Source organism: Neisseria animaloris (genome assembly GCF_900637855.1).
Classification (GTDB): domain Bacteria; phylum Pseudomonadota; class Gammaproteobacteria; order Burkholderiales; family Neisseriaceae; genus Neisseria; species Neisseria animaloris.
Map to the genome: position 1 here is coordinate 813027 of NZ_LR134440.1, position 21285 is coordinate 834311.

Sequence of the window (21285 nt, forward strand, 5' to 3'; positions counted from 1 at the left end):
TTTGGTTTTAAACGGTGGCGGGCAATCGACCCGACTATGAAAAAGGCCGTCTGAAAAGTTTTCAGACGGCCTCACAACATCGTTTAATACTTAATTTTAATTCTCTCAAACGGTGCGAATTTCAACACGAGATAACCCAAAACACCTGCAAACAGAGAACCTAAAAATACACCCACTTTGCTGTAATCCTGTATGGCGGGGTCAACAAACGCCAATAGGCTGATAAACAGGCTCATGGTAAAACCGATACCGCATAGCAGCGCCACACCATACACCTGCAACCAGCTTGCGCCCTCAGGCAGTTCGGTCCAGCCTAGTTTGACCGTTACCCAAACCACGCCGAAAACACCCAACTGCTTACCCAAAAACAATCCGGCAAAAATACCCATAACCACGGGATCGAACAGCACCGAACCGTCCAATCCTGCAAAAGATACGCCGGCATTGGCAAAACCGAAAACCGGCACGACAAAGAAAGCAACCGGATTTTCCAAAGCATGCTCCCACTTGAGCAACGGTGCTTCCTGAACAGAATCCTGAACCCGCAGAGGAATGGCAAAAGCCAGCAACACACCTGCAAGTGTGGCATGAAGGCCGGATTTCAAAACGAAAAACCACAGCAGCACGCCCAACAACAAATACGGAAGGCTTTTCAATATGCCTTTTTTATTCAAGAAAAACAGTACGGCCAGAGTTGCAGCAGCCAACGCCAGATAAATGAAACTGATGCTGCTGCTGTAAAACAAGGCAATAATCACAATAACGGCCAAGTCGTCCATAATCGCCAAAGCCGTCAGAAATATTTTCAGAGAAACCGGAACACGGCTGCCCAACAACGCCAGCACACCCAATGCGAAAGCAATATCAGTGGCGGCCGGCACAGCCCAACCTTTCAATGTTTCGGGATTACCGCTGTTAAACAAAACATAAAACAAGGCAGGCATCATCAACCCGCCTAAAGCGGCCAACCCGGGCAATATCCGCTTGGCGTTGGTGTCCAATTCACCCTGCAACAATTCCCGTTTGACTTCCAACCCCACAAACAGGAAAAACACCGCCATTAAGCCATCATTAATCCAATGTGAAACACTCAAACCGGCAACATAGCTTCCAAGCATGCTGAAATAATGTTCCGATACCGGAGAATTCGCTGCCACAATACCAAGCATCGCCGCTATCATCAACACGATACCCGCCGCAGGCTCGGAACTGAAAAAATGAGCTAACTTATCCCTCACTGACCTTCCTTTCTTTTAAAAGTCTTTGATTTATTAAATTGATTACCGAACACAAACCCACTGCTGTAACCAATAACTCCGCAGTGGGTTTTCTCTCAGAGGCCGTCTGAAAATGTTTTTTCAGACGGCCTCTGTATCATTAAAATACAGATTAACGGTGATACTGTCGAGACAATTCATGCACCGTATCCACCAGCAACTTGGAGTGTTCGGGGTCGGCATGTTGGTTGATGCCGTGGCCGAGATTGAACACATGGCCGCTGCCGTGGCCGTAGGCCGCCAAAATACGGGCGGTTTCTTCGCGGATGCTGTCGGGCGTGCCGAATAGTGCGAAGGGGTCGAAATTGCCTTGCAAGGCCACTTTACCGCCTACGCGCTTGCGGGCTTCGCCGATGTTGCATGTCCAATCCAAACCGAGGGCATCGGCACCGGTGTCGGCCATTTTTTCCAGCCACAAACCGCCGCCTTTGGTAAACACAATCACCGGCACGCGGCGGCCTTCGCTTTGGCGTTTCAAACCGCCGACAATCTGCTTCATGTAGTGCAGGCTGAAGGCTTCAAACGCCGCATCGCTCAACACGCCGCCCCATGTATCGAAAATCTGCACCGCCTGCGCACCCGCATCGATTTGGGCATTCAAATAAGCGGTTACGGCTTGGGCGTTGACATCCAAAATCTTGTGCAGCAAGTCGGGGCGCGAATACATCATGGTTTTGATGATGCGGAATTCTTTACTGCTGCCGCCTTCCACCATATAGCAGGCCAGCGTGAACGGGCTGCCGGAAAAGCCGATTAAAGGCACGTGGCCGTTTAAGGCTTTGCGGATGGAAGCAACGGCATCAAATACATATTGCAGCTTGCCCATATCAGGCACTTCCAGTTTGGCAATGTCGGCCTCATGCTGCAAAGCGCGCTCGAATTTGGGGCCTTCGCCTTCGGCAAAATACAAACCCAAACCCATGGCATCGGGCACGGTTAAGATGTCGGAAAACAGAATCGCCGCGTCCAAATCAAAGCGTTCCAGCGGTTGAATGGTTACTTCGGTGGCCAATTCGGTGTTTTTGCACAAATCCAGAAAACTGCCTGCCCGGGCGCGGGTGGCTTTGTATTCGGGCAGATAGCGGCCTGCCTGACGCATCATCCAAATCGGTGTGTATTCAACCGGTTGTTTTAACAAAGCGCGTAAGAAAGTATCGTTTTTCAATGTGGTCATATCGGGCTTTCGTCGAAAAATATTGAAAACGCCTGCCTGTGTTATAGCAAACAAACTGATTTTTGACACAAGGCGGCAAGCCGTAGGCAGCACCAATAGTGCGGAACCGATTCTGCTATCGCTTCGCCGGCTTACAAAACCGTTCTCTTTAAACTAAGGCGCAGCAATGCCGCAGCAAGTTAAGTTGATTCGCTATAAATCTTTGCACGCGTGATCGGGGTGTTAAAATTTCAAAGTATCGAAAGGCCGTCTGAAAACATTTATCCGGTTTTTCAGACGGCCTCTTTTGGTATGGCGGCTTATCTGTTATAGGGATTCATCATCGGCAGACACACTCTCCAAAGCCAGTTTGCGCTGCTGCTCCGCCTTTTCGGGCTGCTCGGTTTCGTCAAACACTTTAGCCAAAGCCAAACGCGCCGGCATGCTCGGGTCGATGGCGAGGCTGGCTTCCAGATACGTCTGCGCCTTGCCCCAAAGCTGCTTGCCGTAAGCCAGTTCGCCCAGATACATCAGCAATTTGGCATTATTCGGATGCGCCTGCAACCAGCCGTCGGCAAGGTCGATGGCTTTGCGCTGTTCTTTGTCGTTCAAAAAACGCACGCTCTGAACGAAAGTTTCCAGCAACTCGGCCTGCTGGGTATGCGGATAATATTTCTCCACCCATTTCACCGCATGGCCGTACAAGCCCAAACGCTCATATTTCTCGGCGATGGCAATACACAATTCGCCGGTTTTCAAATGCTCGGGAATACGCTTGAGGCAAACTTTCAAACCGTTATGATCGGAAGCCAATGCCAGCAGGCGGTGGTATGCCCAGTTTTGATATTGTTCGGCTTCATAATCGCTGATTGCCCCCGCTTTAACTAATTTGTCGGCCTTATCCAATACTTCCAGTGCGTTGCCTTTATCGAAAGCATAGCGCAACTGCAAACGCACCAACCGGGTCAGGCTCGGGTTGATTTGTGCCGCAGCCGCCAAGTGGTTTTCGGCAGCCGGATAATCGCGGCGGGTCAATGCCGATTCCGCCAGCAACAGATAACGTGAAAGCTGCTGTTTGGCAGGCAGACTTTCGATGTCCTGCAAATAACGGTCGCGCAGAGCGGTATCGTCCATCTGGTCGGCGGCATGTGCGCCAAGCATCAAAGCCAATGTGCGGTTGTCGCCCGCTTCTTTATTGGCCAATACCTTAGCCGCTTCCTGCTCGGCTTTTTGAAACTTGCCTTCAAAGAACGCCAATCCGGCATTGTTCAAAGCAGTAGCAGCCTGACGGCCTTTGCGCGCCACACCGAAACGCTGCATACGCCCGGGCACATTAAGAATGCCGGCAATCAGGCGCACCAGCAGGTAAAGCACCACCACAAGGGCAATCAAGCCGAGAATAAAAGCATGCAGATTGATGCGCAGCATGGTTTGCTCCACCACCACATACACATTACCGCTGTATGAACCTGCCGCAATCGCCAAGCCTACCGCTACGGCAAATAGGACAATAATCCAGATCAAGCCTCTCATACCCGCGCCCCTTTCACTTCCTCTACCGGTGCAGAAGCCGGTTTGTTTTCAGACGGCACGGCCGGTTTGGCAGGTTGCGGCTGTTGCTGTCGAGGCTCCGCTGCTTTCGGTACGACAGGTACGACCGGAACAGCAGGTATTTCCGGGGCTGATGCGGCAGACGGCTCGGAAGCGGCTTCGCTTGCGGCGGCAGGAGCCGTCGTTTCAGATAACAATGTCGGACGGCTCGGACGCACCGAATTTTGATAATTACGCACTGCATTCAAACTGTTTTTCAATACGTCATCAGTAACCATACGCAAATCAGCCGTTTTCAATTCGGCCAATTCTTTCAACCAAGATTGGGTGGCTGGAGAACGAACGTCGAAATATTGTTTTACAGCCGCTTCCGCATTGTTCAAATCACTTTGATAGACCTCGCCGTTGTACTGCATCAAAGCAGCACGTGCGTCCAGTAGCCGCAAACGCAGATTTTCACGCACGAAATATACTTGTTCGGGGGCCATCAGCATAGAGTCGTTGCTGTTTAAACGGCGCACTTCCACCATTCCTCTCAAAGCCGTTAGCGTTTTTTGCCATGCGGCCTCCCACCACGGCAAATTGCTTACGTCCACAACCTGAGGGGCGGTTTGGCCGGGTTTCAATGCTCCGTCAACCATCAACGGAAGGCCGGCAACGGCGGTTTCCAAACGGTCGAGACGCAACGACACGCCCGAAATATCCACATAGGGGCGGTTACGCAATGCCGTCAGATCGCTTGCAACGGCTTGTTTTACCGGAAGCAATTCGGGATGGTCGAAACGGCTCATGCGGCTTTCGATGTTTTCCAACACTCCGATGGCGGCAGGCACATTGCCTGAAAGCAGTAATTGTTGCGAAGCCAGATTCAGCATCACCTCGGTTTCATCCACCAGCCAATCGGCCCGGCCTTTACTTAACTCTTGGAAAGCACGTTCGGCGGCCGCCGCTTTTTCGCCGTTTCTTTTCTGCATGGCGGCCAACTGAACCATTGCAGCCTGAATTTCATTCTGTTTGCGCATAGAATCTTGAAGCATTCTGGCATTCTGCGATTCGCCCAAAGCAGCTTTTTCAATTTTTTGATTGAAGTCTATTTCCTGCGTTTTCAACAGGTTTTGCCCCTGTACGAACAAAAACCCGCTGGCTCCCAAAGCCAACAGGGATAAGGCCAGCGCAACGACTGCCACGCTTCTGCCCGACGATTGCTTGATCACTACGGGTGTAACAAGGGGTTGGTTGTTTTTTGAGTCAGACATAAGATTTCCTGCGGGTTCGGGGTTATTCGGAGCAGCGGCCGAAAAACCGGTTTTCGATTTTTCAGACAATATTTCTGTTTCCGGCTCGACTGCGGCCGCATCGGGTTTACTGTTTTCAGATGACCGGACGGAAGATGGCGGCGTAACCGTACCGTCTTTTGCCACCACCAGCATTCGCCTTTCGGTTTCCTGACCGTTTCCGGTCTGCGAATCTTCGGGTTTATTTTCGTCTTGGCTGTTCATTCTGAACTCCGTGCAAGGCTTGTTTTAAAGTCTGTACATCCAAACGCGCAACCACTTCGGTGCGCACCGCCCCTGCGGCATGCAAGGCATCGGCTATGCGAGGATGATGCGTGAAGTATAACAAGGTTCTTAATGGTTGCGCCAATTCAGGCGGCACTTGCGCAAACAAAGCACCCGCCATCTCGGCGGAAGTAATGTAGGCGGCAACGGGTTGTATCCGCTTAAATATAGTCCAATCAAGTGCTTGAGGCCGTCTGAAATAAACTTCGGCCGTTTCCGCCTCAAAGCCGCGCCGTTTCAAATTCTGCACCAGAAAATCCCGCCCGCCGTGTCCGCGTACAATCAGCACTTTTGCCCCTCGGGGCAGGCTGTTCCAAATATCCAAACCCAATACGGCTTCGCTGTCGTTACCTTCCTGCGGGCAAATGATTTCGTGCGGGCAGAATGCCGACAATGCCTTGCGGCTGCCCTGCCCTACGGTAATCTGGCGGACGAGGCCGTCTGAAAAATCAATATGCGGCGCGGCAGTTTCCACCGCCGTGGGGCTGACCCAGAATACGGCTGAGGCCGTCTGAAACTGCCGGTTGAGTTTTTTTAAGGCTGCCTCGTCCGGCTCGATGCGTATCGGGCCGAACGGTACGGCATCCCAACCTGCCGCCGTGCACGTGAGGATATCGGCGGCGGTTTGGGATTGGGGGCGGATAATCAAAATGGCTGGCATGTTTTCAGACGGCCTCTGTTTAAAATAAATTATTCGCAATATTCGGCACGATACCTTACCACAGCTGCCACAACGCATCGTTTTGCAGCGGCTTTTGTGTCTGCCGTTGCGCTTTGCGGTAATCCCAAGGAGCTTGGGGGTTCCTGTTCCTCCACAATCCTCTGCTATCCTGCCGGGCATTAGCTTCGGCATAAGCATAGGCTGCATAATCAAAAGCATTCTGTTTGCGCTTGGCAATCGACACATAATGCCACGCATGACCTTGCTGTAATTGGGCAAGGTTCACGTCCTGCCCGTTCAGGTACACTTGGGCGACTTCACGTTTATATTGGTCGGTTTCAAACACTGTTACTTCCACATTTTTGCCTTGCAGGGTCTCGCGTAACGCATCTCTGGAAGCCGTACCGTGTGCCTGCTGCAATTCCGGCGCATCAATATAGGCCAAACGTATTTTATGTTTATTACCGTTGCTATCAACTACACGCACCGTGTCTCCGTCGGATACGGCGATTACGCGGCCGGAATAGTTTTGTACGGCGTTGCTCTGTACCCAAAACGAGTGCAGTCGCCGCGCCGTTTCGGCACTTTTACGCCACCATTGGGGAACGCCTTCTGCCTGCACATCGGCAACTGAAACGAACAGCATGGCAACTATAAGCGTATATAAAGAAGGTATTTTCATATTTGAAACCGAATGAGGCTGCCGGCCATAAAACCACCGCAACGAATAAGGCCGTCTGAAAAGTTTCAGACGGCCTTTCGCCCTACCGTATCAGTTGGGCTTGATGACTTGCACGCCGTTTTGCGTACCCAACACCAGCACGTCGGCGGCATTGTGCCCGAACAGGCCGTTTTCCACCACTCCGGGAATTTTGTTGATTTCGTCTTCCAGCGTTACCGGCAGGTTGATTTCCAAATCGTGTACGTCAACGATTTGATGGCCGTTAAACGTGATAAAGCCCATGCGCAACTCGGGCTGGCCGCCCAAAGCCACCAGTTTGCGCGATACCATCGAACGCGCCATTGGAATCACTTCCACCGGCAGCGGGAATTTGCCCAAACGGGAAACGTATTTGCTTTCATCGGCAATGCATACGAACTTGTCCGCAATGCTGGCTACAATTTTTTCACTCAGATGCGCACCGCCTCCTCCTTTGATCATTTGCAGCGAATGGTTGACCTCGTCGGCTCCGTCGACATACACGGCCAGATGGGATACTTCGTTCATCTGTACTTCGGGGATTTCAAAACGGGCCAGCAGCTCGGAAGTGCCTTTTGATGTAGAAACCGCTCCTTTGATTTTTTTGCCGCTTTTTGCCAGCGCTTCAATGAAAAAATTAACGGTAGAACCGGTGCCGATGCCGATATACTCACCTTCCGGCACGAATTCGACGGCTTTTTCGGCCGCCATACGTTTCAGTTCGTCTTGTGATGCCATGATTTTCCTCTCTCTACATAAAAAGGTTAAGCGGTTCGTATGTTAACAGTTTTCGACTGACCGCGCAGTATCCCGAGCCACTTTTTCAAACCGCCCGCAGCAACACCGCCGCTTGCGCTTCAATGCCTTCCTGCCGCCCCAAATAGCCGAGCTTTTCATTGGTTTTGCCTTTGATGTTGACGGCGGTTTCGGGCAAGCCCAAATCCGCCGCGATATTGGCACACATGGCCGGAATATGCGGAGCGAGCTTCGGCTTCTGGGCGATAATGGTGCTGTCCACATTCACCACTTCCCAACCCTGCTCTTTTACGCTGCGATAAGCGGCGCGCAGCAATACGCGGCTGTCGGCATCTTTGAATTCGGCGGCGGTATCGGGAAAATGGCTGCCGATATCGCCCAAACCCGCCGCACCGAGCAACGCATCGGTAACGGCATGCAAAAGTGCGTCGGCATCGGAATGTCCGAGCAACCCTTTTTCAAACGGAATCGTTACGCCGCCGAGAATAAGCGGCCGATTTTCAACCAACTGATGGACATCGTAGCCTTGTCCGACACGGATATTCATATCGTTTCCTATATGGTGTGATAACTGTGAAAGTTAATGTTTCATCCAAGCCTGCCGCAAACCGGTTTTGCCGCCGCTTTAGCAGCCTGCCGGGCGTTTCCCGCCGCATCGGAACGCGGCAATTCGGTATAAAACATTAAGTTTCACAGCCGTCGTATGTTTCAGGCGGCCTTATTATACAGATTAGGCCGTCTGAAAACATTCAAACATTTTCAGACGGCCTCTATCCGCTTAACGGCACCGCTGCCGGAAATTATTTCAGTTTGTCCCGATAAGCATATAAATACATCGCACCCACAAACACCGCGCCGCCGACGGCATTGCCCAGATACACCGAAACCATGTTCTCCCAAAACTGCATCCAAGTGATGTCCGCACCCGCCCAGATGGCGGCGGGAATCACAAACATATTAGCCACGACGTGCTGGAAGCCGATGAGCACGAAAATCATAATCGGAAACCAAATGCCCAATACTTTGCCAGAAATCGAATGTGCCCCGTAGCACAGCCACACGCCCATACACACCATCCAGTTGCAGCCGATACCCGATACGAAGGCCCGTCCGAAACCGGCACTCACTTTGCCTTGCGCCACGGCAATGGTTTTATGCAGCACTTCGCCTTCGGTGAGGCCGACGTAATGCCCGAAAAACCACGCCACGAAAAAGGCTCCGACGACGTTGGCCAGCGTTACGATCAACCAATTCCGCCCCCAAGCCGCCAGCGAAATCTTTTTCGCCAGCCATGCCACCGGCACCACCATCATGTTGCCGGTAATCAATTCGCCTCCGCCGATCAAAATACAAACCAACCCGATTGGGAACACCGCTGCGCCGAGCAACACGGCCAAGCTGCCCCATTCGTGCGGCATGCCGCCGACCACGCGGATATAGGCAAGATAACCCAATGAAATAAACGCCCCGCCGAGAAAACCCAAAAGGCTCAATGAAAGCGTACTGCCGGCGGCTTTGGCTTTCCCTTTTTCAATCGTCGCCTGCAAAATCTGATCCGGATATAAATCGCTCATGTTCTACTGTCCGTAAAATCTTTTTAACAGCGGTATTGTAATTATTTTTTCAGACGGCCTCTTGATATAGCTCACTTGTTTGTAAGGAAACTACATTGATTTTTACCAAACCGTTCAGCCTTCTTCCCAATCGCTTTTCAAAGCCGCCCGGATAATGTCCATATCAAAGCCGCGGTAAGCCAGAAAACGCATCTGCCGCTGGGTTTCTTTTAAATCCGGGCCGGGCCGTTTGAACTTTTTACGCAACACGGCAACGGCGGTTTGCAGTTCGCTGTCGCGATTGGGCAGAAATTCGCGGGCGGTTTCTTCGGCCACGCCTTTCGCCGCCAACGCCTGTTTCAAACGCAGCCTGCCATGCATTCTGCTTTTGCTGTGAATATAGGCTTCGGCAAAACGCTCGTCAGACTGCCAGTTGCGTTCGGCAAACTCCGCCAGCAGTTTATCCAACTCTTCTTCGCTTTCGGCATAAGGCGCGAGCTTGCGCTTGAATTCGGCACGGCTGATTTCTTGGCGGGCGAGAATATCTAAGGCGCGGGTACGTAGGGATTTTTGCGGTTTCATTTTTTAAAAGAGGCCGTCTGAAAACTTTTCAGACGGCCTTACAAGCGATGGGGTTATTCTTGGTCTTTATCTTTCTGCGGTTGCAGATTTTCATAAATTTCGGGCAAGGCTCCGATAATCCAGTCGGGTTTGGTGTCCGCTTCCTGTGCCAGCATGGTCATGTCGCCGTAACCGAAAGTTACGCCCACGCTCAAGCAACCGGCCGCTTTGGCTGCGAGAATATCGTTTTTGGAATCGCCCACCATAATCATATTGGCGGGGTCGATATTCAGCACTTCGGCGGCGTGCAGCAAGGGCATCGGGCTGGGTTTCTTTTCCGGCAGGCTGTCGCCGCCGAGTATCAGGCTGAAGTAGTCGGCAAGGCCGAGCTGTTGCAGCAGCTCCACTGCCAACACTTCGTTTTTGTTGGTAATCACCACCAGCGGAATGCCCAACGTTTTCAACAGCCCCAATCCTGCTTCGGTTTCGGGATACGGGCGGGTAAGGTCGCTCAAATGTTCGCGGTAGTGGCGGATGAAAAAGGTAAAAGCCTGTTCCCACAAACTTTGCTCGGCCTGCTCTTCGCGGGTATCGGTAAGCACGCGGTGAACCAGTTTGGCAATGCCGTCGCCCACGTAGCTTTCTACTGTTTTGCCGGGAAGCGGCTCCAAGCCGAGATGCTCGCGGGTGGCATTGGCGGCAGCGGCCAAATCGGGAATGGAATCGCAAAGGGTGCCGTCAAGGTCGAACGCAACGGCTTGAACGTGTTCGATGGTAGTCATAAAGATTCTTATGCGGAAGTATTTTTAAAAGTAGCTATTGTAGCATCCCTCAAGAGGAAAAGCCGTCTGAAAAGCTTTCAGACGGCCTTCAGTCGAAACATTCCATATCAAGGAGGTTAATGCTTGTCCAATACTTCGTTAATCACGCGGATACGTTTTTCTTCACCGTAAGCCACGATAATCAGCAATACGATACCGGCAAACAAGGCAAGATAAAACACAATAAATACATCAGACCAGCCGTGCAAGGTATGGCCAAACAAAGTCAGGCCGCCGCTTTTCGGATCGGCAATAGCAGCCAAACCGACTTTGGCAATCGAATCGCCGAAAAGATAGCCGAACGTACCGGTCATACCGTTAGCGACACTGATACCTTTTTTAGGTACGAACCCTACCAAAGAAATACCGATCAGCAACTGCGGGCCGAAAATCAATGCGCCAAGCAAGAAAAGTGAAATGTTCACCATCAGCACGCTGGTTGCATTGCGATACATCATTACCGCAAAGATAATAGCAATCATACAACCCACCGCAACAGCGGCACGGCGGCCGTTTAGCAGGTCGGAAACATAACCCCAGCTCAAGCTGGCAAGAATCGCACCTACTTCAAAATAGAAAATCGTATTGACCGCATCAAGTTTGCCGAATCCGAGCACCTCGGTTACATAAAGCGGCGCCCAATTGTCGATACCGATACGCACGATATAAACGAACACATTGGCAATACACAGCATCCAAATCCACGGATTACGCAATACAAACTGTTTGAAAGCCTGCCACATCGGCATTTCATCGGCTTTGGTATTTTCCGATTCCACCGGTTCGCCGAAAATTTCTTCGCAACGGTTCCAACCCAGCTCTTCGGGGTCGTCTTTGCCGATGAAAAAACTGGCAATACCAATCACCAAAGCGATTACCGCAGGGAAAATGAACATACCGTAAACATTACCGCCGAAGAAAACATTAGCACCCCATAATGCCAATATGCCGGCTACGGCCCCGCCGACGTTATGCGACATATTCCAGAAACCGAGGTACCGGCCGCGCTCCTTACGCGGAGCCCAACGGGAAATGGTAGAATAAGCCGCCGGCCCGCCGGCCGCCTGAAAAATACCGTTTAATCCCCATAAAACAATGAAAATACCGATTACGGAACCATAAAAACTCATTAAAAGGCCCATTGCCAGTACAACAATGGAAGAACACACCAACATCACTGAAATAGATTTTTTGGTATTTTTATCGCTGATGTAATAACCGACAGCCGTTTTGCCCAAACCGTAAGTAATACTGAAAGCCAAACCGATATAACCGAGCTGAAGCGTGGTCAGCCCCAGTTGTTCTTTCATCATCGGCTGTGCAGCTTTGAAGTTGTTACGAATCAAATACATGCACATGTAGGTAACAAACACTACCAAAAAAGCTTTTAAAAATTGCCGGAGCCACATCCTGCGCTGCTCGGCAATAGGAATACCCTTGTTGGGAATTTTATTGATGGCCAAAAATCTTGACATGGCTAGACTCCTTTAATTTGTAGGGTGGTAATAATATTACTCTTCATTAAAATATTCTTGTCTTAAATTTTCTGTTTTATGTCAAAAAAATTAATATTATTTTTATATATTTAACGTAAATCTCATAATCTCCGTTTAAAATTTCCACATTGGATAGTTAATTAATTAACTATCCAATGTGAATCTTACTCAACCTATTCGACATACGGTAAAAAGGCCGTCTGGATACTACTTTCAGACGGCCTTTTTACCTTAAATCAACCTATATTTTTATTTTGTACGGGTTTCTGTGATGAAGCCTATCTTACTGATACCGGCTTCGCGGGCAGCCCCCAATGCTTTATTCACAAAATCGTATTCCACGCTTTTATCTGCAGCGATAGCAACAATAGTATCCGTATTATCAGCCTTGGCCTGCTTCAGTTGTGCCGTCAATTCTTCCAGGCTGCGTTTTTCAGTTGATTCCGCTCCTAAATAATAAGCACCATCCGCATCAATTGTCAGGCGTAACGGTTCTTTCGGTTGCGTTTCCTGCTTAGCGGTTTCCGAAGCGGTTGGCAGTTGCAGGGGAATCGAATGCGTCAGCACCGGCATGGTAATCATAAATACAATCAACAACACCAACATCACGTCCACTAAAGGCGTAACGTTGATCTCGGCCATCGGCGAATCTTCGCCTGAGTTCATAGAACCGAATGCCATAATCTTAATCCTTGTTGTTCAACAGCTGCACATGGAAATCATGGGCAAAAGCGTCCATATCCTGCGCCAGGGTTTTATTGCCGCGTACCAAGAAGTTGTATGCCAACACAGCGGGAATCGCCACAAACAAACCGGCTGCCGTCGCCACCAATGCTTCACCAATCGGACCGGCCACGGCTGCAATACTCATCTGCCCGCTTTGGCTGATGTTGATTAATGCATGGTAAATCCCCCACACTGTACCGAAAAGGCCGATAAAAGGAGCCGTGGCACCGATTGAAGCCAATGCGGTCAAACCGCCATCGAATCTGCGTAGAATTTGGCTCATGCTGTTGCGGATTTGGCGCACCAGATATTCGTTTAACGGTACCGCAGCGGCAATCTGAGTATCTTTGTGCCTATTGTAGTTTTGATGTGCCCGCACGGCTTCCAACGTCAAATCGCTCATCGGGGAATCCACTTTTTTTGCTTTCTGTACAGCTTCATCCAGCGACTTGGCATCCCAAATCATCGGTTTCACGGTGCGGTTGCCTTTTTTGGCCTTGCTTAGTTTGACTGCACGGACAACGATTACCGTCCAAGTAACAATACTCATCAGTACCAATGTCAAAAACACACCAATCAGCACATAATCGCCTGATTCAAAAACCAATCCTAAATTCATAACTTCTTCCTAAAATATCAAATAAATGTTACTTAAGTTACTTAAAACTCTTTTTGTGCAGTAACCAAAACCAATGCCTTTATTAATCCGAACAGCAGATAAGTAAGCACAAATACCGTAAGCAGGCCGCCTGAAAGCCAGAAATAAAAGCCGGAAAAGGTAGGCATCATCATAAAGTTATCTTTTTATCTTTGCTGAGAGAAATCAAAAGTGATTCCGCCGTTAGGTTTAAAATTAGGCATCATCAAGGGAGAATTTCACCGGAACAGTGAATTCCGTCCACTTATCCACACTGAAACTACCCGTTTGCGCTGCTTTTTGGGCTGCTCTATCCAATCGGGACTTACCGCTTGAACGGGCTATCTTCACGCTTGCCACTTTTCCGCCGGGAGCAACCAATACATGTAAAACAACCGTACCTTCTTCTCCATTTTCAAGGGATAGCGGAGGATAGGGCGGCCTGGGAATCCTACCGGTTGCTTTAACAGGATTAGACGCGCTACCTCCTCTGCCGCTGCCGTCACCTCCGCCGCCTCCATTACCGCGACCGCTACCGGTTTTATCACCGCTGCCGGTGCCGCTACCTACGCCGCGACCTTCACCATCTCCGGCAACACCACTGCCTTTTCCTGAGCCTTTGCCGCCGCCTTTCCCTTCACTGCTGCCGTCACCAGTACCTCCCGGGGCGGTAATTTTCTTATCTTCCCCGCCCGCAGGTTTATCTGCTGGTTTGTCTGCAACTTTTTCGGCCGGTTTCTCAACCGGCTTTTCAACGGGTTTTTCCACCGGTTTCTTTTTTTCAACCGGCTTTTCAATAGGTTTCGGCTTTTCTATCGGTTTTACTTTAGGTTTCGGCTTTTCCTTTTCCTGACGGATATCCGCCTTTTCTTTAGTGGTAATAACCGGCTTGATCTTCTCTTTAGGTTTTGGTTGTTCTTTGGGTTTTTGAGGCTGCGGTTTAGGACGCGGCTTTTCCACTTCAGGAGCCGCCCCTCCTCCGGCGGTTCCCTCCAATTTACCGTCGCCCCCACCAAAATCTCCCAAATCTACAAATTCAATATGTTCGATACCGACCGCCGTGGGAGGGGCAGCACGCCACAATAGAGACATTAGTCCGATATGTAAAAAGGCCACCAAAGCGAATGTGGTGGGAGTTAAAATACGTTCATTTTTCATAATATGAAATGTTAATGCAAACCATTATGATTTGCAAGATATTAAAGTTCCTGCAGCAAATAAGATATTAAAAAAATATATAAATCAACTAGGTAAAATATCGTTCAATAAAAAAATAAATTATCGAAAAATTTTCAGGTAAAAGCGGTTAAAGTAACTTTTGTAACAAAATGCCGTCTGAAAACACGGTTATGAGTCATGTTTTCAGACGGCATTTTACATGAATATCCATATCTGACCGGCAGCCTCGAATGCTTAATGTAGCACCTCTGTCTTTACCTAACGGCACTCAACCTATAGTCGTTTACAATCTCTATTTTAGGAAGGTAAAGTAAATTATAAGTCGGCTTATTTAATAAATCCGCTAAGGTAAATCCGTCGAGATAGTTTAAAAACGCTTTAACACCTCCCCCGATAATGCCTGCCAAACGGCAATTGGGGGCAATTAAACAATCGTTATCCGATCCCATGCACTCCACCATCTGCATCGGTTCCAAATGACGGACTACCGCCCCGATATTGATTTGGTCGGCCGAGCAAGCGAGTTTCAAACCTCCCCCCTTGCCCCGCACACTGTCTAAAAACCCGCCCTTTACCAAAGCGGTTACTACCTTCATCAAGTGGCTTTTAGATATACCGTAAGTATCGGCGATCGTGCCTATATTCACGAGTGCGTCATCATTGATGGCAGTATAAATGAGTACACGTAATCCGTAATCCGTATGTTGAGTTAAGTACATAATATCTCTATAAAATAATCAATAAAACCGTTATATCCGGCTCATTTTCGCCGCTATCGTTTTTGTTTGTTTGACTTTATCAGCAATTAACTTTCATAATATATGAAACTTATAAAACAAGCCAGCGCAAATAAACCTCAAATAAACCATGAAACCATTGAAACGCCACCCCAGGCTACTTGAACTCTCTCGCGAGCATCATCACGCTCTTGCTTTATGTTTGCGTATCTTGAGAGATCCTACTGCGGATCATCAAGCCGACATTGAATCCCACATTCCTGGCTTATTAAAACATTTTGAAACCGAAGAAACTCAGTTTGCCCCGCATTGGTTTCGGTTGAACGATGCTTTGCGCCGCCGTTTTGAAAACGAGCATACCCAACTACGCGCCATGATCCATGCCCCGCAATTTAACGATAAAGATTGGAACACATCATTTGCACAAACACTGCGCGAACATGCCCGATTTGAAGAACGCGAATTGTTCCCTGCCATTGAGCCTTTTTTAGACTGACCCGTATTGTTTTCAGACGGCCTGCCGACACTTAAATATTAAAAACAACCAAGGAACCTCCCATGAACTCGCTATTCAACCACCCCGTTTGGGCCATGGCTTTCCGCCCGTTCTACATACTGGCGGCACTTTTCGGAGCATTATCGGTTTTATTGTGGGGATTCGGCTATCAAGGCACAATCGATTTGCCCTCCTTCTACTGGCACGCGCATGAGATGATTTGGGGTTATTCAGGTGCGGTTGTGGTGGGTTTTCTGTTAACTGCCGTCGCCACTTGGACCGGCCAGCCTCCTACACGCGGCGGAGCGCTATTCGGACTGGCATTACTTTGGCTGCTGGCCCGTGCCGCCATGTACTTTCCTCACGGAGTATTACTCAGCGGCATCTTGGGAACGTTGTTTTTTTGGTATGCCGCAGTATGTATGGCCATACCGGTCATCAAAAGCCGCAATTCCCGTAACTATATCGCCGTTGTAGCACTATTTTTATTCGGGCTTACCCATGCCGTTTTCCACCTCTATCTTCATCCTTTTCAGGCGGCCTTAGTATTAAACGGCTTATTGGCCGGTTTGATTATGGTAGCCGGATTCATCGGCTTAGTCGGTATGCGTATCATGCCGTTTTTTACCGCCAAGCGTTTAGGCATTCCGCAAGTGTCCAGCCCGCTGTGGGTGGCTCTGTCGGCCTTGGTTCTGCCGATGTTTGCCGCCATTCTGATGATGCTGCAAACCGCCCTGCCTCTTGCCGCCTTATGCGCTGTTGCAGCCGGTGCCATCAATTGCGTGCAGTTGTTCCGCTGGTGGCATAAAAATGTTTTACGCGAACCGATGTTATGGGTTTTGTTTGCAGGTTATCTTTTTACCGCACTCGGGCTATTGGTTATGGGTATCGCCTATTGGCTGACGGAATATCTGAGCTTGGGTGTACACCTTATCGGTGTCGGCGGCATCGGTTTATTGACTGTCGGCATGATGGCGCGCACCGCTCTCGGCCACACTGGGCATCCGATTTATCCCGCCCCGAATCCCATGCCGCTGGCTTTCTGGTTGATGGTTGCCGCGACTTTTGTACGCATACTGGCCGCTTTTACCGGCGGCACTGCTTATACGCACAGCATCCGTCTTTCAGCAGCTTTATTCGCGCTTTCATTACTGCTATACGCATGGCGTTATCTTCCATGGTTGCTCACTCCCCGTGCCGATGGTAAACCCGGTTAATCAAGCCATAATATAAATATATATCTTGAAAGCAAGCAGGCCGTCTGAACCTTTTCAGACGGCCTGCTTACGCTTAAACTATTACCTCGGCTTTTCAGATCACTCCATTCATAAATCACAAGGAAGCAATATGTCAAACCGCATCAAAGTCGGCATTGTCGGTGCCACCGGTTATACCGGAGTAGAGTTATTGCGTTTATTGTTTGCACATCCCCATGTAGAAGTTACGGCAGTTACCAGCCGTAGCGAAGCAGGCATAACCGTTGCCGATTATTTCCCCAGTCTACGCGGCGTTTATGACTTGGTTTTCCAAACGCCAAACGATGCACTCTTGGATAAATGTGATGTTGTCTTCTTCGCCACTCCAAACGGCGTAGCCATGAAAGAAGCGTCTGCTTTTCTTGCCAAAGGCATTCGTGTAATCGACCTTTCGGCGGACTACCGTATTCAAGACATCCCCACTTGGGAAAAGTGGTATGGCATGACCCACGCCAGCCCCGAAACAGTTGCAGAAGCGGTTTACGGACTGAGCGAAATGAACCGTGAAAGCTTAGCTCAAGCCAAATTGGTAGCCAATCCGGGATGCTACCCCACTTGCGTTACCCTTGCCATACTTCCTTTGTTGAAATCAGGCCGTCTGAAAGAAAATATGCCTTTGATTGCCGACTGCAAATCGGGTGTTTCCGGTGCGGGACGCAAGAGCAACGTCGGCACTCTCTTTTGCGAAGCCGGTGATAACTTCAAGGCTTACGGCGTATCCGGCCATCGCCACCTGCCTGAAATCAAGCAAACCATCAACCAGCTACAACACAATATTGCCGAGGGTTTTGTGTTCGTCCCACATCTAACCCCCATGATCCGCGGCATGCATGCCACCCTTTACTTGCATTTGCAAGACGGCACCGATCCACATCGTATTTTGGCAGATTTCTATCAAAACAGCCCCTTTGTCGATGTTATGCCCGAAGGCAGTTCACCAGAAACACGCAGCGTACGGGGTGCCAATCTTTGCCGTATCAGCGTTCAAAAAGCTCCCCAACACGATATTTGGATTGTATTGTCAGTTATCGATAATCTGGTCAAAGGAGCGGCGGGCCAAGCCGTTCAAAATATGAATATTATGTTTGGCTTTAATGAGGATGCCGGTTTGCAAATTACTCCGCTGCTCCCTTGAAGCACTTTAAATTTCTACCATAACCATATTTGGATTTACGTATCTTTAAAATATATCCATTAGCAATGTAATTCTGTTTAGGCCGTCTGAAACTCCTTTTCAGACGGCCTCTCCTTATTCATACACAACACCGGCAATTAAATCTTCACTCACCAAGCCGCCATACGATCGCTCCCAAGCAGATGCAGCTTCCTCCATATCACATTGGTGTGCATAAGATTTCTGCTTGGCATTCATATTGCCCAGTTGTAGAACATTCAGCTTATTACAACCCAATTCAGACAAAGGCATTTCCGCAGATTGAGCTTCAGAGCGGCTAAAAGGAAATACTGCCAACATCACCGTCAACATACCAACCAAAGCCCAATTATTTCGTTTATTATGCTTCATCATTTGCTCCTTATACATTCAAATCAAATGCATTACTAAAATTTTACTTACTTAATTTATAAATCCAGTTCCCAAAATAAAGTAAAAATTTAACCCTACTCAAAATTGTGAAAATACTCTTAGAAAAAACAAGAAAATTCAGAAAAATTAAAATTTAAAAGAATATTACTAATATAAAATTAAAATTTCAATACTTTTTCTTATTATTTTTCATATTTTTCTTACTTTCTTATCAAAAATAAAGTAAAATATAAAAAATCTCAGGGCATGTATACAAAAACACCTGATTAGAAGGAATAAATGATGGATACCTTTAAAGACAGATTAGTTTTTCTTTGGAAAAACGAAGCCAAACAAGCCAAAATCGCAGCCGACATTGACATGACCATCGCAGGTTTCAGCCGCATTTGGAATGAAGGCGGCTTACCGAAAGCCGAAACTCTAAAAAAAATCAAACAACTAAAAGGATGTAGCATAGATTGGTTGCTTACAGGCGAAGGCGAACCGTTTCCAGACGCACAAACTCCCTCCAACACTACCGCTCAAGACACTTTAGGTAATCCGGTTGATATCGACGAATTCATATTCGTCCCACGTTACGATATTCAAGCGGCAGCCGGTCACGGACAGTTGGTAGGCGATGAAACTCCTGTATTTACCATGGCATTCCGCCGCTACTGGATAGAAAACTATATTACCCGCAACACTAAAAACCTGTCCGTTATCTCGGTAAAAGGGGATTCGATGGAAGGAGTATTGAATGACGGCGATTCTATCTTGATAAACCATGGAGAAACCACACCGCGAGACGGGCTATATGTATTGCGCCTAAACGAAAACCTGCTAGTCAAACGTTTGCAGTTAATGCCTGGAGGAATAGTGAATGTTATATCTGCAAACGAAGCCTATCCCACCTTTGAGATTAATTTAAACAAAATGACAGATGATGTCGCTATTATCGGCAGAGTAGAATGGTTTGGCCGCAATATTTAAATACAATATAACTCAGTTAGCCATTGAAATTTTCTTCTACACCTCAACTTGCCTAAGTAATACGTTTGCGCGACAATACACTCAATATATTTAAATAAAAGGAATCACATCATGTCAGACGAAAGCCCTATTATCTTTACCGAAAGCTGCTGTGCAAAAGTAGCCGACTTGATCGCCGAAGAAAATAATCCCGACTTAAAACTACGCGTATTTGTAAACGGGGGCGGCTGTTCAGGATTTCAATACGGCTTCACTTTTGACGAAATCAAAAACGATGATGATTTTGAAATTGAAAAAAACGGCTTGATTTTTTTAGTAGACCCTATGAGTTATCAATACTTAGTAGGAGCTGAAATTGATTATACCGAAAGTCTACAAGGTTCCCAATTTGTGATCCGCAATCCCAATGCCACTACAACTTGCGGCTGCGGTTCTTCTTTTTCAGTTTAACTACAAAATGAATATTCAAGGCCGCCAATGACTGGCGGCCGTTATTACATTTGACAAAAGCCATGTTTAGCCTTTGTTTTAACTAAATAAGGTATCTGAAACTTTCAAGCAAAAAATAAATTACTTAAAATAAGTGCCCAATGTGTCACGTTTAAAATATTTCTCCACAAATCAAACAACATAATTTATAATTTATTCCTTTATTACCAAACCATTATACAAATAAAATATACCAAACAGCTTTAATTATTCAGTAATTTCCTATATTTTTTATTTAATAACAAAGATATGACTTGATAGTCTGAAATTAGAACCGTTTATTTAGATATATCCCCTTTAGTATCTATTCCCTCATAAAATAGTTATATTTTATAAGAAGAAACAATCGAGCCTAAATTGCAATCAATCCATCTAAATAATCCCAATAAACACATGCAATTCTCATATGGCTTTAATTTTTAATGGAAAACTTATGAACAAGCCAGAAAATTTTTACGATGTATATGTTTCTTACCCGCCTGGTGTTGATCATGAAAGAATTAACGCCTGCCTTCGTGATAATTTGCCTGAAAATGAAGCCAATGACTTAATCCAAGCATTGTCAGAACGTCCTCAAGCCATCATCGCTGAATACTGCACAAATGACGAACGAGAAAATGCACGGCATTATTTCAGCTTTTTGGGGCTTGACGTTATCGTGCGCCGTTCAATGGAACTTGCTCCAGACAGGGTTACCGAAGAAGAAAACAAAACTCAAACATTTGAACAATGCCCTGTATGTAATACCATCATCGATGGCCCAGAAGTTACAGATTGTCCAACCTGCCGTCTACATTTCCCGTCAGTAACCGAAATCCTAATACAACGTAAACGTATTGAATGGGAAGAAAAAGTAGCTTTCGAGCATAAAAAGCAGCAAGAAATTGCACACAAACTATTGCTAGAAAAACAGGAAGAAGAAAAGCGTCTGCGTAAACAAATCCGTGCAGAATTAGAGGAAAAACTTCAAAAAGAGTTGGGCAAACCAAACTGGCGTTTCCTGTTCAAAGGGAAAAATGCAGCTATTGCTGGTATGGTAATTTTAGTTATTGTTATTATTTTAGTTGCAGCCGGCTACTTCACTGCCCACCTTATTCGATAAACATTGAGTATGTAACTCCTAAGTATTTATATTATTAAAATAAGGCCGTCTGAAATC

24 protein-coding genes are annotated in these 21285 nt (G+C 47.8%); 6 read left to right on the forward strand and 18 right to left on the reverse strand.

The annotated features are described in order from the left end of the window. Positions 1-83 precede the first annotated feature (83 nt). The 17 genes from nhaA to EL216_RS03905 all read right to left on the reverse strand — a co-directional run bounded on the left by nhaA (position 84) and on the right by EL216_RS03905 (position 15349). Positions 84-1238 (reverse strand): Na+/H+ antiporter NhaA, encoded by a 1155-nt coding sequence (gene nhaA / locus EL216_RS03830; RefSeq protein ID WP_085389507.1) that lies wholly within the window; start codon positions 1236-1238, stop codon positions 84-86. 151 nt (positions 1239-1389) lie between these two features. Then, complete coding sequence (gene hemE / locus EL216_RS03835; RefSeq protein ID WP_085389506.1) at positions 1390-2451, reverse strand: uroporphyrinogen decarboxylase; 1062 nt, start codon at positions 2449-2451, stop codon at positions 1390-1392. Between the two features lie 306 nt (positions 2452-2757). Continuing rightward, positions 2758-3963, reverse strand: a complete 1206-nt coding sequence (locus tag EL216_RS03840) for a heme biosynthesis HemY N-terminal domain-containing protein (RefSeq protein ID WP_085389505.1) — start codon at positions 3961-3963, stop codon at positions 2758-2760. Beyond that, complete coding sequence (locus EL216_RS03845; RefSeq protein ID WP_232005278.1) at positions 3960-5237, reverse strand: uroporphyrinogen-III C-methyltransferase; 1278 nt, start codon at positions 5235-5237, stop codon at positions 3960-3962. Before EL216_RS03845 ends, EL216_RS03840 begins: the two co-directional genes overlap by 4 nt. A 220-nt stretch (positions 5238-5457) precedes the next feature. Beyond that, the gene (locus EL216_RS03850) at positions 5458-6201 is read right to left on the reverse strand and encodes a uroporphyrinogen-III synthase (protein ID WP_085389503.1); all 744 of its coding nucleotides are present in this window, start codon (positions 6199-6201) and stop codon (positions 5458-5460) included. Between the two features lie 55 nt (positions 6202-6256). After that, positions 6257-6883 (reverse strand): thermonuclease family protein, encoded by a 627-nt coding sequence (locus EL216_RS03855; RefSeq protein ID WP_085389502.1) that lies wholly within the window; start codon positions 6881-6883, stop codon positions 6257-6259. Between the two features lie 90 nt (positions 6884-6973). Continuing rightward, the gene (rpiA, locus tag EL216_RS03860; protein ID WP_085389501.1) at positions 6974-7639 is read right to left on the reverse strand and encodes a ribose-5-phosphate isomerase RpiA; all 666 of its coding nucleotides are present in this window, start codon (positions 7637-7639) and stop codon (positions 6974-6976) included. An 85-nt stretch (positions 7640-7724) separates the two neighbouring features. Beyond that, on the reverse strand, positions 7725-8204 hold the full coding sequence (gene ispF, locus EL216_RS03865; protein ID WP_085389500.1) for a 2-C-methyl-D-erythritol 2,4-cyclodiphosphate synthase: 480 nt from the start codon (positions 8202-8204) through the stop codon (positions 7725-7727). A gap of 253 nt (positions 8205-8457) precedes the next feature. Then, positions 8458-9231 carry a formate/nitrite transporter family protein gene (locus EL216_RS03870; protein WP_085389499.1) on the reverse strand — a complete coding sequence of 258 codons (774 nt, stop codon included), beginning with the start codon at positions 9229-9231 and terminating at the stop codon, positions 8458-8460. A 114-nt stretch (positions 9232-9345) separates the two neighbouring features. Beyond that, positions 9346-9792, reverse strand: coding sequence for a recombination regulator RecX (gene recX, locus EL216_RS03875; RefSeq protein WP_085389498.1), 447 nt, complete (start codon positions 9790-9792; stop codon positions 9346-9348). Between the two features lie 53 nt (positions 9793-9845). Next, positions 9846-10553, reverse strand: coding sequence for a phosphoglycolate phosphatase (locus EL216_RS03880; RefSeq protein WP_085389497.1), 708 nt, complete (start codon positions 10551-10553; stop codon positions 9846-9848). A gap of 116 nt (positions 10554-10669) precedes the next feature. After that, positions 10670-12067 (reverse strand): hexose-6-phosphate:phosphate antiporter, encoded by a 1398-nt coding sequence (gene uhpT, locus EL216_RS03885; protein WP_085389496.1) that lies wholly within the window; start codon positions 12065-12067, stop codon positions 10670-10672. A 270-nt stretch (positions 12068-12337) separates the two neighbouring features. After that, positions 12338-12769 (reverse strand): ExbD/TolR family protein, encoded by a 432-nt coding sequence (locus tag EL216_RS03890; RefSeq protein WP_085389495.1) that lies wholly within the window; start codon positions 12767-12769, stop codon positions 12338-12340. A gap of 4 nt (positions 12770-12773) precedes the next feature. Further along, a complete protein-coding gene (locus EL216_RS03895; RefSeq protein ID WP_085389494.1) occupies positions 12774-13433 on the reverse strand; it encodes a MotA/TolQ/ExbB proton channel family protein in 660 nt (219 codons plus the stop codon). A 41-nt stretch (positions 13434-13474) separates the two neighbouring features. Beyond that, positions 13475-13606, reverse strand: a complete 132-nt coding sequence (locus EL216_RS11400; RefSeq protein WP_267894240.1) for a hypothetical protein — start codon at positions 13604-13606, stop codon at positions 13475-13477. 61 nt (positions 13607-13667) lie between these two features. Then, on the reverse strand, positions 13668-14609 hold the full coding sequence (locus EL216_RS03900; protein WP_085389493.1) for an energy transducer TonB: 942 nt from the start codon (positions 14607-14609) through the stop codon (positions 13668-13670). 275 nt (positions 14610-14884) lie between these two features. Further along, positions 14885-15349 carry an Rrf2 family transcriptional regulator gene (locus EL216_RS03905; RefSeq protein ID WP_085389492.1) on the reverse strand — a complete coding sequence of 155 codons (465 nt, stop codon included), beginning with the start codon at positions 15347-15349 and terminating at the stop codon, positions 14885-14887. 148 nt (positions 15350-15497) lie between these two features. On the opposite strand from EL216_RS03905, the gene EL216_RS03910 reads away from it, so the two are divergent. From EL216_RS03910 to argC, 3 genes are all read left to right on the forward strand, one after another. Continuing rightward, complete coding sequence (locus EL216_RS03910) at positions 15498-15863, forward strand: hypothetical protein (RefSeq protein ID WP_085389491.1); 366 nt, start codon at positions 15498-15500, stop codon at positions 15861-15863. Between the two features lie 62 nt (positions 15864-15925). Further along, on the forward strand, positions 15926-17080 hold the full coding sequence (locus EL216_RS03915; protein WP_085389490.1) for an NnrS family protein: 1155 nt from the start codon (positions 15926-15928) through the stop codon (positions 17078-17080). 130 nt (positions 17081-17210) lie between these two features. Then, positions 17211-18254: an N-acetyl-gamma-glutamyl-phosphate reductase gene (gene argC, locus EL216_RS03920; RefSeq protein ID WP_085389489.1), complete on the forward strand. Its 1044-nt coding sequence runs from the start codon at positions 17211-17213 to the stop codon at positions 18252-18254. A gap of 114 nt (positions 18255-18368) precedes the next feature. Here the strand turns inward: argC and EL216_RS03925 are convergent, their stop codons facing one another. Beyond that, entirely contained in the window at positions 18369-18644 is a 276-nt protein-coding gene (locus tag EL216_RS03925) for a hypothetical protein (RefSeq protein ID WP_085389488.1), read from the reverse strand. Between the two features lie 303 nt (positions 18645-18947). Here EL216_RS03925 and EL216_RS03930 point away from each other — a divergent pair, with 303 nt between their 5' ends. From EL216_RS03930 to EL216_RS03940, 3 genes are all read left to right on the forward strand, one after another. Next, positions 18948-19637 carry a S24 family peptidase gene (locus EL216_RS03930; protein WP_085389487.1) on the forward strand — a complete coding sequence of 230 codons (690 nt, stop codon included), beginning with the start codon at positions 18948-18950 and terminating at the stop codon, positions 19635-19637. Positions 19638-19748: 111 nt separating this feature from the next. Then, positions 19749-20087: an iron-sulfur cluster insertion protein ErpA gene (gene erpA, locus EL216_RS03935; RefSeq protein WP_085389486.1), complete on the forward strand. Its 339-nt coding sequence runs from the start codon at positions 19749-19751 to the stop codon at positions 20085-20087. 472 nt (positions 20088-20559) lie between these two features. Beyond that, the gene (locus EL216_RS03940; protein ID WP_085389485.1) at positions 20560-21228 is read left to right on the forward strand and encodes a hypothetical protein; all 669 of its coding nucleotides are present in this window, start codon (positions 20560-20562) and stop codon (positions 21226-21228) included. The last annotated feature ends 57 nt before the right edge of the window (positions 21229-21285 follow it).

What these genes read in the sequence shown, in the direction of transcription:
- EL216_RS03940 (WP_085389485.1), top strand. Translation starts at nt 20,560, where the DNA reads ATGAACAAGCCAGAAAATTTTTACGATGTATATGTTTCTTACCCGCCT.
- erpA (WP_085389486.1), top strand. Translation starts at nt 19,749, where the DNA reads ATGTCAGACGAAAGCCCTATTATCTTTACCGAAAGCTGCTGTGCAAAA.
- uhpT (WP_085389496.1), bottom strand. Translation starts at nt 12,067, where the DNA reads ATGTCAAGATTTTTGGCCATCAATAAAATTCCCAACAAGGGTATTCCT.
- EL216_RS03840 (WP_085389505.1), bottom strand. Translation starts at nt 3,963, where the DNA reads ATGAGAGGCTTGATCTGGATTATTGTCCTATTTGCCGTAGCGGTAGGC.
- EL216_RS03850 (WP_085389503.1), bottom strand. Translation starts at nt 6,201, where the DNA reads ATGCCAGCCATTTTGATTATCCGCCCCCAATCCCAAACCGCCGCCGAT.
- EL216_RS03915 (WP_085389490.1), top strand. Translation starts at nt 15,926, where the DNA reads ATGAACTCGCTATTCAACCACCCCGTTTGGGCCATGGCTTTCCGCCCG.
- ispF (WP_085389500.1), bottom strand. Translation starts at nt 8,204, where the DNA reads ATGAATATCCGTGTCGGACAAGGCTACGATGTCCATCAGTTGGTTGAA.
- EL216_RS03910 (WP_085389491.1), top strand. Translation starts at nt 15,498, where the DNA reads ATGAAACCATTGAAACGCCACCCCAGGCTACTTGAACTCTCTCGCGAG.
- EL216_RS03890 (WP_085389495.1), bottom strand. Translation starts at nt 12,769, where the DNA reads ATGGCATTCGGTTCTATGAACTCAGGCGAAGATTCGCCGATGGCCGAG.
- EL216_RS11400 (WP_267894240.1), bottom strand. Translation starts at nt 13,606, where the DNA reads ATGATGATGCCTACCTTTTCCGGCTTTTATTTCTGGCTTTCAGGCGGC.
- EL216_RS03895 (WP_085389494.1), bottom strand. Translation starts at nt 13,433, where the DNA reads ATGAATTTAGGATTGGTTTTTGAATCAGGCGATTATGTGCTGATTGGT.
- argC (WP_085389489.1), top strand. Translation starts at nt 17,211, where the DNA reads ATGTCAAACCGCATCAAAGTCGGCATTGTCGGTGCCACCGGTTATACC.
- recX (WP_085389498.1), bottom strand. Translation starts at nt 9,792, where the DNA reads ATGAAACCGCAAAAATCCCTACGTACCCGCGCCTTAGATATTCTCGCC.
- EL216_RS03900 (WP_085389493.1), bottom strand. Translation starts at nt 14,609, where the DNA reads ATGAAAAATGAACGTATTTTAACTCCCACCACATTCGCTTTGGTGGCC.
- EL216_RS03930 (WP_085389487.1), top strand. Translation starts at nt 18,948, where the DNA reads ATGGATACCTTTAAAGACAGATTAGTTTTTCTTTGGAAAAACGAAGCC.
- EL216_RS03880 (WP_085389497.1), bottom strand. Translation starts at nt 10,553, where the DNA reads ATGACTACCATCGAACACGTTCAAGCCGTTGCGTTCGACCTTGACGGC.
- EL216_RS03855 (WP_085389502.1), bottom strand. Translation starts at nt 6,883, where the DNA reads ATGAAAATACCTTCTTTATATACGCTTATAGTTGCCATGCTGTTCGTT.
- EL216_RS03845 (WP_232005278.1), bottom strand. Translation starts at nt 5,237, where the DNA reads ATGTCTGACTCAAAAAACAACCAACCCCTTGTTACACCCGTAGTGATC.
- rpiA (WP_085389501.1), bottom strand. Translation starts at nt 7,639, where the DNA reads ATGGCATCACAAGACGAACTGAAACGTATGGCGGCCGAAAAAGCCGTC.
- EL216_RS03870 (WP_085389499.1), bottom strand. Translation starts at nt 9,231, where the DNA reads ATGAGCGATTTATATCCGGATCAGATTTTGCAGGCGACGATTGAAAAA.
- EL216_RS03905 (WP_085389492.1), bottom strand. Translation starts at nt 15,349, where the DNA reads ATGTACTTAACTCAACATACGGATTACGGATTACGTGTACTCATTTAT.
- EL216_RS03925 (WP_085389488.1), bottom strand. Translation starts at nt 18,644, where the DNA reads ATGAAGCATAATAAACGAAATAATTGGGCTTTGGTTGGTATGTTGACG.
- hemE (WP_085389506.1), bottom strand. Translation starts at nt 2,451, where the DNA reads ATGACCACATTGAAAAACGATACTTTCTTACGCGCTTTGTTAAAACAA.